We start from the raw sequence: 15,645 nt of genomic DNA, 5'->3' as shown, positions 1-15,645 counted from the left end.
GTTCTATGAGAGGACAAATGCCCAAAAAATCAAGTTACAGCTCTATGCTTCGATCACAAGCTCCCCTTCTCCAGCAGGAATCTCAAAACCATTTAAAAACCGGGTTAGTATCTCCTCAGTAATCGGAAATGCGGCATTGGCGTCAAAACGTTCACTCCGGATAAGCAGTCTCTGACGCAATTCATCCGGCTGAACCTTTAAGTGAATCAGTTCCCACACGCCACCATAACTCTCAATGAGCTGCTTGTAATCGTTCCGTCTCTGACGTTGCCAGAAGCTGAAATCGATAACAACATGATGTTTTGCCTGAAGCAGATTCACCAGCTCCCCCCGCAGCTTTATCTCCGACTCTTCCTTATAGGACTCATAATTGTCCTCTGGATAATCCACCCCGAAACGGCCGTGCGTGGCCCAAATATCTTCATCTATCGAAAGTCTGGCGAATCCCTCTTTCTCCAGCTTTTTAGCAAAGGTTGTTTTACCCGACCCCGCTACACCGCACATCATCACTACGCTGGAAGCAACACTCGTACGCTTTTGCTGAAGCAATTTTTCAATAACCAACTTTTCGCTCAGCATTATAAATGCATCTCCCTTCCAATTGATGGTATACTCATCGTTACAAAATACTTTCTCAAGGGATTGTGATAAAGATATGGTGAAATCAGTCCAGCAGACCTCCTAAAATGAAAAATGAAATAATTTTAGGAGGTCATAATAAATGATTTTTAACCCGATTGTCATTGATAACTGGAGTAGAAAACCCTATTTTGAACATTATTTAAACAATGTCAGATGCACCTACAGCATGACTGTAAATATTGATATCACCCTTCTACTGTCAGAGCTTAAGCATAAGGGAATTAAGCTGTACCCAGCACTAATCCACATGATAACTACGGTGGTGAACCGTCATAGTGAATTCCGCACATGTTTTGATTCTGAAGGTAGATTAGGTTATTGGGATAGCTTGTCCCCTAGTTTTACAATTTTCCATGATGATGATAAGACTTTCTCAAGCATCTGGACTTCGTACGGTGAACAGTTTAATGATTTCTATAACCGTTATCTCGATGATATGAAAATGTACGGAAGCGTGAAACAATTTATCGCTAAAGCAAACGAACCGCCGAACACCTTCCCTATTTCCAGCATTCCGTGGGTCAGCTTCACAAGCTTTAACCTGAACGTGTATAACGAAGGAACCTACCTACTTCCCATCTTTACGATAGGGAAATATTTTCAGCAAGACAAAAAAATACTATTACCCATCTCGGGGCAATTCCACCATGCCGTGTGCGACGGTTACCATGCCAGCATGCTGTATAATGAATTACAATCACGTGCAGATACCTATAAGGAATGGTTACCTATTACCTAATATCTAATTAACCATGTTATTCTGCTGACAGCAAACGATAGTTCAAACATAAAGGGTTCCACCTATTAGGTTTTCCTAATGACGTGGAAACCTTTTTTCATGTAATCATCCTTTTTCCAAAATATGAGCTTTATCAGCTGACCATTGTCCATGCTGCCAGAGTATTTTTAGTACCATTACATTCCCTGGAGAAGGAGCCACTGCACTGTAGAATGTGAGACCAGGAACTAACTGTGCAAGTAAATTCCTGATAACACCCCCATGCGTCACTACCAATACTCTATTCGATGTAACCTCACTTTTTTTCTCCTTGATAGCACAGCATCCAAATGCAGCCACAGCAGCTTGACCTAGGTCCAACAGGAAACTACGCAACCGAGCATCGAATGCTGTCCACGATTCTCCTTCTGGCGGTGTAACCTTTGAAGGATCATCAATCCAACGTCTATATAGAGAGTTATCTTTCAGTTGCTCATAAGTGCAGCCTTCCCAAGCTCCGAAGTTCATTTCACGAAGCCGCTGATCATAAACAGCGTCCTGCTCTAGTGAAGGTGCTACGAAAGCCAAGGTCTCCCGACACCTTAGCAAATCGGAACAGAACACACGCCAAAAACCACCTGATAACTCAGTCTGCATGCAGATCTGCTGCTGAGGTTGGGATAGCCGCTCACTTGCTTCAGGAAGCAATGGAAGATCCGTATATCCCAGGTAACGATGCTCAACATTCCATTTCGTCTGCCCGTGTCGGATAAGCACTAGCTCAAGCTCTATAGAGGGAATTGCCATACCGACGCTCAGCCTCCAATCCATATCCATGCCACAACCGCGCATAGACCTACAAATATTGAAGAGCAGAGCATCATCATCCGCGAGGTCTGGATGATATCATCCGGTTCCATCGTACGTACCGGATCACCCATATAAGCCCGAAAAGAAGCGACGCCATGATACATATTTTCGCCTCCGAGTCGGATGCCGAGTGCGCCAGCCACAGCTGATTCTGGATAACCGCTGTTAGGGCTTGGATGTAGATGTGCATCCCGCTTCACCATTTGCAGGCATCTGCGCCAATCCAGACGAAGCATCCCTGCACATAGAGCCAAAAGCAATGCCGTAATTCGTGCCGGGATAAAGTTAGCAACATCATCGAGCCGGGCAGAGGCCCAGCCGAGATCACGGTATTTATCGTTCTTATAACCAACCATTGAATCGAGTGTATTGACCGCCCGATAAGCCATAGCAAGCGGTGCACCGCCAATCAGCGCGTAGAAAAGTGGAGAAATAATCGCATCGACGATGTTTTCTGCTACGGTCTCCACCGTTCCACGGACAATTTCCGGGGCGTCTAGCGAAGTCGTATCACGTCCCACGATCATCCCCAACGCCTTGCGGGCAGCAGGGATATCGCCCTTCTGCAATTCCACGTACACCGCCATTCCTGCATCCTTTAGTCCCTTGGAGGCAATCGTGGTTGAAATCAACCAAACCTCGGCTATCCAGACGAGCCACGGTGAGATATATGACAGCAGCCATAGCAGGATGGCTGTCAGTGCCCAAGCACCGCCCGCCACACATAGCGGAAGTAACACCCCTGCTCTGCGCAGGCTTTGCGGGCGGGACCATAAACGACGGATCGCCCGCTCCAGAGCCGTGATTGCTTTGCCCATACCAATTACGGGATGAGGCAGGTTACGCGGATCACCTACGATCCGGTCAATCACATAAGCTGCAAGCAACACCAAAGCGATTGTCACAAGCAATCACCTCTGAACAAGCTTCTACTTCTCCAGCTATCCATTCTCATTAGCTATCCTTCCTTGCCTGCACCGACAGCAGGCTGCCCGTCACAGCGCTATATACAAGCCGGCCGATAGCGCCTCCAAGATCGGTTGCTGTGCCGGCATATACATGCTCGGCGCTGTATCGCCCGCTTTGGCTCACAGCGAGTACAATAGCATCCGTAGTCGTGCCGGTTGCGATCAGGCCATTCTCGGGATCGGTAATCCCGAGATCTGCCAGCGCGGCAGCTTTGGCTTCGACAGCTGTCTGCACAGCATTGACCATGGCCGCCGGTGTCAGGCGGCCATCAATGCAGAGCATGATGTTAATCGTACCCGGCCGATACACAGCCAGCACATTGCGTTCCACACCTGCGCGCGCAGCATTTCCTGCGGCGGCTGTAACGCAAACAAATATTCCCGCTGAACCCGTGTCCTCTTCAGCTACCGCTGCATGCTCTAGCGGCACAGCCGTCATCAGACCAGCACAGCCGGATAAAGGATAACCCCAATCGTGCAGCTTATTCTCCATATCCTGGACAGGATCACTACATTCGTAATTGCGATCTACATATAAATTGACGGCTCGCTGCAGCCGGTTCATTCCTCCGCCGTAGAACGCGCTCGATAAACCATCGGCTTCTGCTGGCAGCTCCAGCAGAAGATGCTTATCCTTCCATTGCAGAGCAAGCCCTGGCCAGACGGCCGGACGATACTCCCTGATTCCCCCTGTAAGATTAAATGGAATCTTCACTTCCACCATAGCCGATCCCGCTCCTTTCACCGCTCATTTCTTTCATTAAATACTTACAACCATCCGCGAAAGGATGCCCCGCCAATCGCACTGTCAGCTCGCTCCGCACATAGAGTCATTAAAGACTACATCCACCTGTCACTTAGTCGCTAGAATCTCCGCCATCTGCAGCAAAAGGCGGGCATTATCCTCATGTCCCTTAACGGCAACTCGAATATGCTCAGCTCCTAACCCTGCATACATAGCGCAGCTGCGCACTAGTATACCTACGCGGCCAAGCCTAGTCTGAAACTCAGCCGCGCTCCACGGTGATGGCAAGCCACAGAGCAGAAAGTTGGCTTCTCCCGGTGGGACATCGCAGCCCAGCTGCATAAGACCCTGCCGCAGTTTTTCGCGTTCTGCTGCAATAAGCTCACGCGTGCGCTGTTCATAGTCACGTCCACTTGTAAGGCAGGCTTCCCCTGCCAGCAGCGCCAAGCCGTTCACACTCCAGGTGACCTGCTTTCCGCTCATCGCCTTCGCCAGCTTCGGATGTGAAATCGCAAACCCGAGACGCAAGCCGGGAATCGCATAAAACTTCGTCATCGACCGCACCAGAACCGTATGCGGAAACCGCTCCAGCTCCGGCAGGAGTGTATTTCGCTCTGACTCCGGGATAAAGTCAATAAAAGCTTCATCCACAGCCAAATAAGTCCCGCAGCATTCAGCCTTCTGCGCTAACAAGCGCAGTTCCTCCACAGCATACTGAACGCCATTGGGATTATTCGGCTGTCCGAGAAATAACAGTTCCACCTGTTCCAACAGCCCGGCAATCTCCTCCACTCCAGCGCGAAAATGCTGTTCCCTTGTCCCCTGAACCGATAATACTTCAGCGCCAAATTGTACGGAAAGCTGCCGATACTCAGAGAAACAAGGCTCCACGATGCCAACCTTTTGTGGAGCTATCGCCAGCAGCAGCAAAGCCATAGATTCCGCTGCTCCGTTGCCCACAGTTAACCAGCTATTATCTACGCCAAGATTTTCCGCCAGTAGGCGTTTAAAGCGTCGGTGTCCAGGGTCCGGATATGCCACCACCGTTGACAGTGCTGTTCTGAGCAGCTCCAAAACTTGCGGTGGAGGACCGAGTGGATTGATGTTGGCACTATAGTCGAGAAATGTGCCCCCAGCTTCTCCATAGAGCTCCGCTGCCGTCAACAAATCACCGCCATGCCCATATTTTTCAAGCATAATTACACTCCCTCTATCTACTTTCTCTAGCACGATATGTATGTCATTGCCACCATTATTGCCTCTTTGCCGGAAGAACGTCAATGCTTTCGCAGAAGGAATCAGCTAAATCCCCCGCTTCCCTCAAACCGACATGAATCTCAACAATGTGATCTCTTTTGTTAAAAAACCGCTTTTGGTTTAAAATGAAGGTTGTAATCAATTTTGCTGCGACGGAGGAATTCACTATGCTTTTTATTGATAACACAGGGATTACTGACGCATCCATCAATTTGGCGATTGAGGAATATGCGCTGAAGCACTTGCCGATGGACGAGAGTTACCTGCTTTTTTATATCAACAGCCCATCCATCATCATAGGGAAACATCAGAATACTATCGAAGAAATTAACCAAGAGTATGTAAAAGATAATAATATTCAGGTCGTACGTCGTCTATCCGGCGGTGGAGCTGTTTATCACGATCTTGGAAATTTGAACTTCAGCTTTATTACCAAGGATGACGGCCAATCCTTTCATAACTTTTTGAAATTCACCCAACCGGTCATCGATTACCTGCAAAGCATGGGTGTTAACGCCGAGCTAAGCGGACGGAATGACCTGCAAGTTGGTGAGCAAAAGATTTCCGGTAACGCTCAGTTCTCCACACGCGGACGTATGTTCAGCCATGGTACCTTGATGTTCAATCTTAATTTAGATGATGTACAAGCCTCTCTAAAAGTGAATCCAGAGAAGTTTAAATCAAAGAGCACCAAATCCGTACGCAGCCGTGTAGCGAATATCAAAGAGCTGCTGGGTACAGATATGACGATCGAGGAGTTCCACGCCGGCCTGCTGCGTTCGATCTTTGGCATGGATTCTTCTGAGGTTCCTCAGTACAAGCTGCAACAAGCCGACTGGGACAAAATTAATGAGATCTCCCAGGAGCACTACCAGAACTGGGACTGGAACTACGGTCTGTCACCAAAAAGCAACGTTAAGCACACGCGCAAATTCCCTGCCGGAATTATTGATATTCGGATGGATATTGAAGATTCCCTCATTAAAGACATCAAAATCTATGGTGACTTCTTCGGAGTCGGTGACGTAGTAGATGTTGAAAATGCACTTCGTGGCAAACGTTATGACGAGGCTGAGGTTAGAGAAGCATTAGCTGATCTCGATTTGAAGCATTATTTCGGTCGTATTGAGCCGGAGGATTTTATCGGATTGGTCTTCCTAGAGGAATAGGATGAATTCACTGGTCATGATTTGAATCAAAAAGAGGACTCCTGCGCATTCGCCAGAAGTCCTCTTTTGCATGAATTATTACTCTTCGCTTTATCCTTTTACAGCAGATCCAACTGTCATTGCCCGTTCTACCTGCTCACTAAAGAACAAATAGACAATAACCATTGGCAGACTCGCCATCGTCATAACCGCCCCCATGCCACCCCAGTCTGTGCTGTATTGGCCTTGGAAGAACAATAGACCCAGCGGCAGTGTTTTCATCCCCTCATCAGAGATCAGAATATAAGCCAGCAAAAATTCATTCCAGTTGTTCAGAAATTGAAAAATGGCTACTGTTGCGACAGCTGGCGTTACAACCGGCACAATAATCTGCAGAAACATCCGGTATACATTCGCGCCGTCCATACAAGCGGATTCCTCCAGCTCCCCAGGAATACCCTTCATAAAGCCGTAGAATACCAGACAAGAGAACGGCAATCCAATGGCGACATAAGGAACAATCAGCCCACCGTAGGTATTAGTCAGATGTAAGTCCCGCACGAGTATAGCAAGTGGAATCATAATTACCTGCAGCGGCATGAACATTCCGATCGTCATATACAATCTGACCCCTTCACGGAATCTCCACCGCAGCCGGGAAATTGCGAATGAGAACATCAGCGATAATATGATAATAAGTAGCGTTGAAATCGTAGAGACTACCAAGCTATTCGTAAAATATCGCGGTATATTGAACTGTGACCAAGCGGCCACATAGTTTTCAATCCGGAAATTAGTCGGAAATCCGAAAGGGTTGGTGACAAAAATCTCATCGTTATTTTTCAGAGAATAAGAAATCATCCATAATAGCGGATAGATGGAAATGATAAAATAAATCCATAAGGGAAGCTGTATGAGCAATGCTCTCACTTTTTTCATAACGTTCCTTTTCCTTTCCGGCGTACTGCCTTATGCTTCATTTCGGTCAAATGTCTTGTTGATAATAATGGTGGCCAGAAGCGACAGAAGGACAAGCACAACCGATACCGCACAAGCATAGCCGTAGTTGCTTTCCAAGAAAGCATAACGATAAATCATAAAGGTAAGCGTATAGTTGCTCGTTCCCGGTCCGCCGTTAGTCATAATCAACATTTGTACAAAAGCACCGATTCCTGAAGTAATGGCAATGATCAGACAGAATTTGAACGTCTCCTTCATCATTGGAATCGTCACCTTACGATGCGCCATCCATTTGGAGCAACCGTCAATCGTGGCAGCTTCCATGTACTGCTCAGGGACAGATTTAACCCCCGCATATAAAAGACTGAACTGGTAACCCATGAACTGCCAGGCATTAACAAAGGCAATCGCAATTATGGATGTGGTTGGAGAAGTGAGCCAGTTTTGTTGATAAGGAATATGCAAAATTTCAAAAAGCCTATTGATCAATCCGTTATTCGGATCGTAGATGGCAATCCATAGCTGACAAACAACCGTAACCGACAGAACTACGGGGATAAAATAAGCTGTTTTCAACAACTTACGCCCTTTGATTCGCGGATCGGCACAGGCAAGCGCAAGAATGGTTCCCAATCCGATCTGAAATACAGCGAGCACCAGTGCAAAAATAAGGCCGTTACGAAGGGATGTCAAAAGCAATGGATCATCAAACATCTCTACATAGTTGGACAATCCGTTAAAAGTAGCCGTACTGAGCCCGTCCCACTCGAAAAAGCTACGATAAAAGGATTGAAGCACCGGATAGATAATCACTACGCTATAAATCAACAGAGCGGGAAGCAGAAACAGCATTATGGCTTTCTTATTACCTAAGTATTTATGCATGCGGTAAGATTCCACTCCTTCCTTACCAAGCTGCTCACCCGATATAAGGGCTCGATCCGGGTGAGCTGCAGGGCATGGACCAATTTTTATTTATTTTATTTCTCTAATTATTTATTTTCTTTGTTCAGCACTCGGTTCATGTTATCCGTGAACTGCTTAGCCGAGAATCCTTCGATCAACATATTTTGTGTATTGTCGTCCAGTGCATTTTTAATTTGAACACTGCTTACCGCATTGGCGTAACCCTTCACGTTTGGCAGCACTTCTTCAGCGATTCTTTTCATCATGGCAGGCACTTCACCGGTCATTTCTTTATCCACTTTAGTCGCTACGATCGGGCTACCCAGCTGTGTATATTTGTATTCGCTATATTTTTGTGCGATAAAACTAGCTACTTTCACTGCAGTCTCAACATTCTTGCTGCTAGGAGAAACGGCAAAACCACCAGGGCCTCCGGCACCGTTAATGTACATTTTGTTGTTCTCATAAGTCGCTTCGTCCTTAGCTGGCCAGTACATCCAATCCACTTTATCCCCAAGCTTCTCAGCACTGCTGTAGATTTCCCACTGACCGTTGACGAACATGCCAGCTTTTCCTTGGTAGAACAAAGATGAAGCTTGATCATAATTGGTATTCGTAGCATTGACGTCGAACAAGCCTGCTTCTTCCAGCTTCTTCATTTGTTCTGCTGCTGTTACATAAGGCGAAGGCAATGTTGTCGTTCCCTTCGTTTCGAGTGGGCCAAACCCTTTCGTCTCCTCACGAGTCACAAGTCCGCTATAAAAAGAAGTAGTGATCCATTTCTCCTTCGCGAAAATTGAGAGCGGTGTATACCCTGCTGTAGAAAGCTTCTTAGCCGCTTCAGCCAGCTGATCGATCGTCTTGATCGGCATCTCGATGCCTACCTCTTTAAAGATATCCTTGTTGTAAAACAACATTTGGAATTCAATTCCCGTATATGGGAATGCGTATACATGACCGTCTGGGGCAATCAGACGGGACTCATTCCCTGTGTTTAGATTCGCTTTGAAATCTTTGGTGGCTTGGTATTCATCAAGCAGCTCGACATTTTTAGATTTGGCAAAGGTTTGCAGTGTAGGCCAGTCTGTTTCATAAATATCCGGCATGTTCCCAGTCGCGGCATATGTTTTCAGCTTCTGGTAGCCATCTTGAACAGCTTCATCCAGTACAATCTCCACCTCCGGCATTTCCTTTTTCAATTCCTCAACGGCATAATCAAATGGCTTTGAAGTATCTTCGTCAAAATGCTGTGCATAAATTTTTATTTGAATTTTCTTATCGGTGTTCCCAGCGGTCGTATTGGAATCTTCAGAGGTTGAACCACCGTTTCCGGCATTGTTACCACCACAGGCTGTAAGTGAGAAAGCTAAGGATAAAACGGTTGCAACCCCCAGTGTTCTGAATAACTTGTTGCTCATAATGAATCCCCTTTCTGATGCTCTATTTAGTGGAGCTAGTTGAATCCGCTATTTGTTAGCGTTTTCATCGTCCTGTTTCTATTATATTTGAGCCTTGAAGACCCAAAAAGAGCCATATCGGGCACAATCGGTAATAAACAGGACAAAATGAAAGCGGCCTCACCAGAGAGCCGCCACCAAATTTGTTTATTAAATTTCATTATTAACGCCAATATGGCGGGAACGGGCAGCCAGCTGCTCAAATTCAGACGGCGGCATGCCATAGTGTTTTTTAAAGCATTTACTGAAATAATTCGGATCATTATAGCCCACTTTACCGGCGATTTCAGACAGTCTCACATTTCCTCCAGCAAGCAGTTCCTTGGCCTGCTTCATACGAGTATAGGTAATGAAATCAAGTACAGAGATTCCACCTTCTTTTCGAAAAACCTTCCGTAAATAGCTGGTATCTACATATACGCCATTCGCCACCTGGTCAACCGTCAGCTCACAATCGGAATAATGCTCCCGGATGTACTCTTTGGCGGCAATGAATAAATTGTACGACTTAGAGGGGCGGTGCTCACGACCTTGATCAATGACTTTACTGTACAAGCCTTTTATCCAGCTTTCGGTCTCATCCCAGTTATCCATCTCCCGTAGCCGCTGCTCTGATGAACCTGCTGGTTTCCAGAGACTTTCCGGATTGATCCCTCTTTCTCCAGCATAGGCAAGGCAAAGGGATACTATACTCATTAAAAGAGTAAAGGAATAGCTGCCTCCCCCTTTCTGGCGTCGTAGAATCTCAATTAATTTGCTTATGTCCTTCGCCGCTGCATCGCCATCCCCCATCTTTAACGCCATCAGCATGGCATCCTGAATTCCAAGATGAGTGATTTCTTTGGATGGAAAGGAGAACTCCTCTATCCCTTCAGAGGAATTCAGCTCGTCCATTTGGAGTGGAAAGAGCTTACTAGAAGCCATCCCTTCTGCAATTATTTCCGGCTTACCAGCTTTGCGTGCATCTATTTTATGTGACTGAAGGCGTTGCTTCACCTTGATCATCATCTCGTTAAACTCTTGCTGGTTAAACGGTTTCAATAAATAATCTTGTACACCTAAGCGAATCGCTTTTTGCGCATAATCAAATTCATTGTGCCCTGTTACAAAAACAATCAGCATATCAGGAGCATTGGCCTGTAACCGGGTAACCAGCTCCATACCGTCCATATAGGGCATGCTAATGTCCACTAAAGCCAAATCAGGTTTCGTCCGTTCCGCTTCTTCCAGCGCTTCTCTGCCATTTGACGCTTCACCACAGACACTGAAATCATATTTACTCCAATCCAGCTTGGTCCGCATATAATAACGAAACAGCGGCTCGTCATCTACAACCATCACTTTATACATCTATGCTGCCCCCCTGCACTTCCGTTCCGGGAATCGTCATTTTCATAACAGTACCCTTTCCCAGTCTACTTTCCACCGATAGGCCATATGGTTCTCCAAAATACAGCTTAATCCGTTCATGAACGCTGTAAATGCCAATGGATGCCGGTTTTCCTTCTCGTGAGCGGTATTCTACAATCCGGGACACCTGCTCCTCGGACATGCCAACACCGTTATCCTCCACGGTAATGATAACTTCTCTTCCGTGTGTATAAGCCTCTATTGAGATAAGCCCCTGACTACCCTTTGTTTTTAATCCATGGTAGATTGCATTCTCTATGAGTGGCTGTAGGGACAATTTGGGTACCTTAACTCCTTCGAGAGATTTCGGGATATTAATCTCGTAACGTAATACGTCGGGGTTGCGAACCTGCATAATAGCCAAATAATCAGCTGCATTTGATACTTCCTCGGACAGTGGAATAACCTCGTTTCCTTTGCTAAGAACAACCCGATAGAAGTCTGCCAGTGCCTTGGTCGTATCCCGAGCTGCTTCATTAAGCTCCAAATCGTTGAGTACATAAATCGTATCCAGTGTGTTGTACAGAAAATGTGGTTTAATCTGGGCATGAATCAGAGCTAGTTCATATTCACGTTTCCGGACTTGTTCGTTCGTAATCGTCCGCATCAGCTCCTGGATACGACCAACCATGGAATTGAATACGGTGGAGATCAACCCCGTCTCATCCTCTGTAGTCACTGGTGAGGTGACATTCAGATCGCCTTCCCTTACTTTACGCATCGCCTTCGTCACCTGAAGAAGCGGATTTACGATAATCTGTGACAGCTTTCCTGCAAGCAGCAGAGACAGTAACAGGCATCCAATTCCCACGAATATAGTTAACGTTATATTACGGTGAATATCAGCGGTTAACTTTTGCAGCGAAATGGTATTCACAAGCTTCCAATTCAGCTTATCATAATACGTCACAGTGACCAGCTCTCGCCCGCTCCCCCTGCCGATAATTTCCGAGACAGAGCTTCCCGTCTTCCTAAGACTATCGTTCAGTCTGTCCTCAGGCTTCAGTAGGAGCTTTGATTTATCAGGTGTAGACACGGTCCTTTGCGTTCCGTCTACTACAAAATATTTCTTGTCCGAAGAGGTTTCTCTAGCGGTTTCCAGAAAAGCAGAGAGAGCATCTTCTTTTACGTTCACAAATAATGTACCTATTAGGTTGCCCGTTTTAAGATTGTACACGACTTTACTTAGTGTGAGCACCGGAACTGCCGGATCACTAACCAGATAATCTCTCTGTTCCATGGGAAGCCAACGGTTAACCCCGTAGCTGCCTTTTTCTTTAGCTTTCTCCAGCATATCGCTGGTGAATACCTTCTGTTCGTTAGGATTACCGTAGGCGTAAGAGGAATAAATCTGGCCTTCCGTATCCACAAACACAGCAGAATCGACATCCGGAAAAATAATCAGATCGATAGAAAGCTGGCTCTGCATTAAATTGCGAAACCGCGTCTGCTCCACTGTCGAGGATAACAACGGACGTTCAGCATACATCCGATGGATGTCGGTAGTTATAATGTTAGCACTACTCTCCGTATTTTTTACAATCGTATCTATTTGCTGCATGATGAGCTTGGATTCATCTTTAAAATTGTACTTAGCCTTTTCGATCATCGAACGGCTGAACATCTGTCCTGAGAGCAAGCCTAAAGCAAGCAATGGAAAAATGATCAACGGTATAAAAATAAGGATAATTTTATTACGAATCTGCAATCTTCCAAACCAATTCACTAAGGAATCCCCCCGCATAACAGCCGCCTCCTGTGTGTTCTAGCGGTAATTCATTATGTGCTTCATATCCGTAAATCTCAAGGAGAAAGTATAAATACATATACAACTAGGGCTAGTGTCAGCAGGATAAAAACATTCTCTACAGCTCCACCTTTTTTCGTGCCTGTACTCATTAGCTTTAGACGCAGCTTAAATGGAATGGGCGGCAGGGGCGTAATTCCCCTTTGGGTGAGAGAGTCGGCTAATAGATGAAGCGCATAAGACATGCCACCTGCTATCCATAGACTGCCACCATCCTGTATACCCGATGAAGCAAAATACAATAAAGTGCTCCAGCCTGCAACAGCATATAAGGTATGAGTCAATCCACGATGCGGGACAAGTGATGTAACTACGAGTATACAAGCTACTATGTAGTTCCAAGGGTCATATGCCCCTCCGTATGCAAATACCGCAGTAGCGATTAGTACCATCACCAGATGCCGCAGCTTTCTTCCCGGCAGGAAAGTCACACTCCCCACAAGTAGGGCCATTACAATATTCCAAGGGCTTTCAACGATTCCTGCAAAATAAAGATAAATCGCTGCTCCTATCAAAGCAACCTGTAGTACCCTGAGCAGAAAGTCAGGAATCGCCTTGCGTACCAGTAACGAATTCGGTTCATCAATGTCTGGCAGGAGCGAGCTTAATGCGGCGACGGCAATAACCGGGATTGTAATCTCATGGGCCATCAAACTCATTACAGATAGGGTAACCCCGGTGCTGATAATTAAATGGGATCTGCCCATCATAGTGAAACCGCTCCTTTCTAAGATGCAAAAACAAGAACAAATGTGCGGTTATCGAAGTATATCAAGACCCGGTTTTTTTGTCTACATAAAACGCTGAAATCGCTTAGTATATAAGCCTTTACGCGATTTCTATCTTGTCCTCCCCATGAATATACGATACAATTTGGACAACTTGACCTTGTCGTCTACATAGAGACGGCAGCTGCTGAAGAAAGGATGACCTAAGTAGTGAAGCGTTCCCGTATAGCCGATTTTAGCCTGCTATTGGTGGCGATGATGTGGGGATGTACCTTTCTGATTGTACAAAATGCTGTCAAGGTGTTGCCACCGCTCGCGTTTAATAGTATCCGCTTTATGGGCGCTGCCCTGTTGCTGGCTCTAATCACAGTTATTTTTTACCGCAAGGATTGGAAACAGCTTAGTTTCCGCATGGTACGCGATTCTCTGCTGCTTGGCCTTTTTTTGTTTATGGGCTATGGCTTTCAGACGATGGGACTTCTATATACAACAACCTCTAATACCGGCTTTATTACCGGGCTATCGGTTGTCCTAGTTCCCTTTCTGTCTCTTGCCCTATTGAAGCATGCGATTTCACGATACACTTGGTTCAGTGCGGCACTCGCCGCAATCGGGCTTTATCTGTTGACCTTCACGGGCTCTGCATTATCCTTGAATAAAGGCGATGCCTTGATTCTTCTGTGTGCCATAGCTTTTGCGTTACAGGTAGCCTATACTGGCGTTTATGCACCTCATTATCCGGCGTTGCCGCTAGCTACTCTGCAGCTTGCTTTCGTTGGGCTGTTCAGTATTGCTGCCTCGCTTATTTTTGAAGGGGCAACACCGCTCGCCCACAGCGGGGAGCTGATTAAGGACCCAGATGTGCTTTGGGCTCTGCTGATCTCCATCGGGCCAACCAGCGCTTTTGCCTTCTGGATTCAAACCGCCTGTCAGAAATATACTACCCCATCACGGGTAGCCATTATTTATGCCACAGAACCGGTATTTGCCGTTCTGACGGGTTTAGCCTTTGGCGGGGAAACACTCGGGTTGTCCGCTCTGCTCGGTTGTGGTTGTATTCTGGGGGCTATGCTTATGGCAGAGCTGAGCCCGGAACCGGGTCAGAATCAACATAAGAAGAGTTATTTTTCCAAATTACATCTATTTAGAAAGAGATAAGGAGAGAGACAAATGTACAAATTGATCGCGATTGATATTGATGACACTCTGATTAATGATGACAAGGAAGTAACACCTGCTACCCAAACTGCGCTTGAAGAGGCTGTTGCCGCAGGTGTTGTTGTAACCCTTGCTACAGGCCGTGCTTACGCTTCCGCTCAAGCCATTGCCCGTCAAACTGGACTAAACGTACCTATCATTACTTACCAGGGTGCACTCGTTAAGAACTTGCTCGATGAAAAAGTACTGTATGAGCGTTACGTCCCGCAAGATGCAGTCCGCAAGCTGTTCACTTACTGCGTGGAGCATAATCTGCATCTGCAAACTTACATTGACGACAAGCTATATGCCCGTGAAGACAACCAAAAGATCAAAGACTATACGGACTTGAATAAAACGCAATATTTTATTGAGCCTGACTGGGAAAAGCTTGTCCCGCAAAAAACACCAAAAATGCTAATTATCGATGATCCTGATTTCTTGGATGAACTGGCTCCAATCCTGCATGAATTGCTTGGTGATTCCGTGCATATTACCAAATCCAAACCACACTTCCTGGAAATCATGCATCATGAAGGAACCAAGGGCATTGCACTTGAATTCCTAGCCAAACATTACGGCTGTGAGCTTTCCGAGACCATCGCTGTAGGTGATTCTTGGAACGACCATGAGATGCTGGAAGCTGCCGGACTTGGCGTCGCTATGGAGAATGCTATTCCTGCTCTGAAAGAAATTGCTGATTTCGTGACCTTAAGCAACAATGACGATGGCGTGAAATATGCGATTGATAAATTCATTCTTAATAAAGTGAACTAAACTTCCTTAAGTAAAAGGGTGCAGCAACGCCATATTTTATGACGTTGCTGCACCC

15 protein-coding genes are annotated in these 15,645 nt (G+C 46.2%); 4 read left to right on the top strand and 11 right to left on the bottom strand.

What is annotated here, in order from left to right; translation table 11 throughout:
• Positions 1–42: 42 nt before the first annotated feature.
• A complete protein-coding gene (locus tag MHI25_RS06430) occupies positions 43–579 on the bottom strand; it encodes an ATP-binding protein (protein WP_076194756.1) in 537 nt (178 codons plus the stop codon).
• Positions 580–721: 142 nt separating this feature from the next.
• Between MHI25_RS06430 and catA the strand changes: the two genes are divergently transcribed.
• Entirely contained in the window at positions 722–1,381 is a 660-nt protein-coding gene (gene catA / locus MHI25_RS06425; protein ID WP_076185747.1) for a type A chloramphenicol O-acetyltransferase, read from the top strand.
• Positions 1,382–1,486: 105 nt separating this feature from the next.
• Here the strand turns inward: catA and MHI25_RS06420 are convergent, their stop codons facing one another.
• The 4 genes from MHI25_RS06420 to MHI25_RS06405 form a co-directional block, all read right to left on the bottom strand.
• Positions 1,487–2,167 (bottom strand): histidine phosphatase family protein, encoded by a 681-nt coding sequence (locus MHI25_RS06420; protein WP_340395133.1) that lies wholly within the window; start codon positions 2,165–2,167, stop codon positions 1,487–1,489.
• Between the two features lie 8 nt (positions 2,168–2,175).
• Positions 2,176–3,135, bottom strand: a complete 960-nt coding sequence (gene cbiB, locus MHI25_RS06415; protein ID WP_339172003.1) for an adenosylcobinamide-phosphate synthase CbiB — start codon at positions 3,133–3,135, stop codon at positions 2,176–2,178.
• A gap of 49 nt (positions 3,136–3,184) precedes the next feature.
• Positions 3,185–3,922, bottom strand: a complete 738-nt coding sequence (locus MHI25_RS06410; RefSeq protein WP_248547970.1) for an adenosylcobinamide amidohydrolase — start codon at positions 3,920–3,922, stop codon at positions 3,185–3,187.
• A gap of 129 nt (positions 3,923–4,051) precedes the next feature.
• The gene (locus MHI25_RS06405) at positions 4,052–5,140 is read right to left on the bottom strand and encodes a threonine-phosphate decarboxylase (protein ID WP_339247015.1); all 1,089 of its coding nucleotides are present in this window, start codon (positions 5,138–5,140) and stop codon (positions 4,052–4,054) included.
• 227 nt (positions 5,141–5,367) lie between these two features.
• On the opposite strand from MHI25_RS06405, the gene MHI25_RS06400 reads away from it, so the two are divergent.
• Positions 5,368–6,369 (top strand): lipoate--protein ligase, encoded by a 1,002-nt coding sequence (locus tag MHI25_RS06400; protein WP_340395132.1) that lies wholly within the window; start codon positions 5,368–5,370, stop codon positions 6,367–6,369.
• 90 nt (positions 6,370–6,459) lie between these two features.
• Here the strand turns inward: MHI25_RS06400 and MHI25_RS06395 are convergent, their stop codons facing one another.
• The 6 genes from MHI25_RS06395 to MHI25_RS06370 form a co-directional block, all read right to left on the bottom strand.
• Complete coding sequence (locus MHI25_RS06395) at positions 6,460–7,287, bottom strand: carbohydrate ABC transporter permease (RefSeq protein ID WP_036681776.1); 828 nt, start codon at positions 7,285–7,287, stop codon at positions 6,460–6,462.
• Positions 7,288–7,317: 30 nt separating this feature from the next.
• Entirely contained in the window at positions 7,318–8,193 is an 876-nt protein-coding gene (locus tag MHI25_RS06390; RefSeq protein ID WP_038569153.1) for a sugar ABC transporter permease, read from the bottom strand.
• 107 nt (positions 8,194–8,300) lie between these two features.
• The gene (locus tag MHI25_RS06385; RefSeq protein ID WP_076128153.1) at positions 8,301–9,632 is read right to left on the bottom strand and encodes an extracellular solute-binding protein; all 1,332 of its coding nucleotides are present in this window, start codon (positions 9,630–9,632) and stop codon (positions 8,301–8,303) included.
• A 189-nt stretch (positions 9,633–9,821) separates the two neighbouring features.
• Complete coding sequence (locus tag MHI25_RS06380; RefSeq protein WP_076308583.1) at positions 9,822–11,021, bottom strand: response regulator; 1,200 nt, start codon at positions 11,019–11,021, stop codon at positions 9,822–9,824.
• The gene (locus tag MHI25_RS06375) at positions 11,014–12,825 is read right to left on the bottom strand and encodes a sensor histidine kinase (protein ID WP_340395131.1); all 1,812 of its coding nucleotides are present in this window, start codon (positions 12,823–12,825) and stop codon (positions 11,014–11,016) included. The genes MHI25_RS06380 and MHI25_RS06375 overlap by 8 nt, the downstream gene beginning before the upstream one ends.
• Before the next feature lie 59 nt (positions 12,826–12,884).
• Positions 12,885–13,598, bottom strand: coding sequence for a metal-dependent hydrolase (locus tag MHI25_RS06370; protein ID WP_076308585.1), 714 nt, complete (start codon positions 13,596–13,598; stop codon positions 12,885–12,887).
• A gap of 228 nt (positions 13,599–13,826) precedes the next feature.
• On the opposite strand from MHI25_RS06370, the gene MHI25_RS06365 reads away from it, so the two are divergent.
• Both MHI25_RS06365 and MHI25_RS06360 read left to right on the top strand, forming a co-directional pair.
• Positions 13,827–14,774: a DMT family transporter gene (locus MHI25_RS06365; protein ID WP_052096830.1), complete on the top strand. Its 948-nt coding sequence runs from the start codon at positions 13,827–13,829 to the stop codon at positions 14,772–14,774.
• 12 nt (positions 14,775–14,786) lie between these two features.
• On the top strand, positions 14,787–15,590 hold the full coding sequence (locus MHI25_RS06360) for a Cof-type HAD-IIB family hydrolase (RefSeq protein WP_038569149.1): 804 nt from the start codon (positions 14,787–14,789) through the stop codon (positions 15,588–15,590).
• The last annotated feature ends 55 nt before the right edge of the window (positions 15,591–15,645 follow it).

Origin of the sequence: Paenibacillus sp. FSL E2-0177 (assembly GCF_037992975.1) — a bacterium.
In the GTDB taxonomy this organism is placed as follows: domain Bacteria; phylum Bacillota; class Bacilli; order Paenibacillales; family Paenibacillaceae; genus Paenibacillus_AQ; species Paenibacillus_AQ odorifer.
The sequence above is the reverse complement of the archived record's forward strand: the minus strand, read 5'-3'. Positions and strand labels throughout refer to the sequence as shown.

Excerpts from the sequence above, each read along its gene's own strand:
- MHI25_RS06430 (WP_076194756.1), bottom strand. The coding sequence starts at position 579 with ATGCTGAGCGAAAAGTTGGTTATTGAAAAATTGCTTCAGCAAAAGCGT.
- catA (WP_076185747.1), top strand. The coding sequence starts at position 722 with ATGATTTTTAACCCGATTGTCATTGATAACTGGAGTAGAAAACCCTAT.
- MHI25_RS06420 (WP_340395133.1), bottom strand. The coding sequence starts at position 2,167 with ATGGCAATTCCCTCTATAGAGCTTGAGCTAGTGCTTATCCGACACGGG.
- MHI25_RS06410 (WP_248547970.1), bottom strand. The coding sequence starts at position 3,922 with ATGGTGGAAGTGAAGATTCCATTTAATCTTACAGGGGGAATCAGGGAG.
- MHI25_RS06405 (WP_339247015.1), bottom strand. The coding sequence starts at position 5,140 with ATGCTTGAAAAATATGGGCATGGCGGTGATTTGTTGACGGCAGCGGAG.
- MHI25_RS06400 (WP_340395132.1), top strand. The coding sequence starts at position 5,368 with ATGCTTTTTATTGATAACACAGGGATTACTGACGCATCCATCAATTTG.
- MHI25_RS06395 (WP_036681776.1), bottom strand. The coding sequence starts at position 7,287 with ATGAAAAAAGTGAGAGCATTGCTCATACAGCTTCCCTTATGGATTTAT.
- MHI25_RS06390 (WP_038569153.1), bottom strand. The coding sequence starts at position 8,193 with ATGCATAAATACTTAGGTAATAAGAAAGCCATAATGCTGTTTCTGCTT.
- MHI25_RS06385 (WP_076128153.1), bottom strand. The coding sequence starts at position 9,632 with ATGAGCAACAAGTTATTCAGAACACTGGGGGTTGCAACCGTTTTATCC.
- MHI25_RS06380 (WP_076308583.1), bottom strand. The coding sequence starts at position 11,021 with ATGTATAAAGTGATGGTTGTAGATGACGAGCCGCTGTTTCGTTATTAT.
- MHI25_RS06375 (WP_340395131.1), bottom strand. The coding sequence starts at position 12,825 with ATGCGGGGGGATTCCTTAGTGAATTGGTTTGGAAGATTGCAGATTCGT.
- MHI25_RS06370 (WP_076308585.1), bottom strand. The coding sequence starts at position 13,598 with ATGATGGGCAGATCCCATTTAATTATCAGCACCGGGGTTACCCTATCT.
- MHI25_RS06360 (WP_038569149.1), top strand. The coding sequence starts at position 14,787 with ATGTACAAATTGATCGCGATTGATATTGATGACACTCTGATTAATGAT.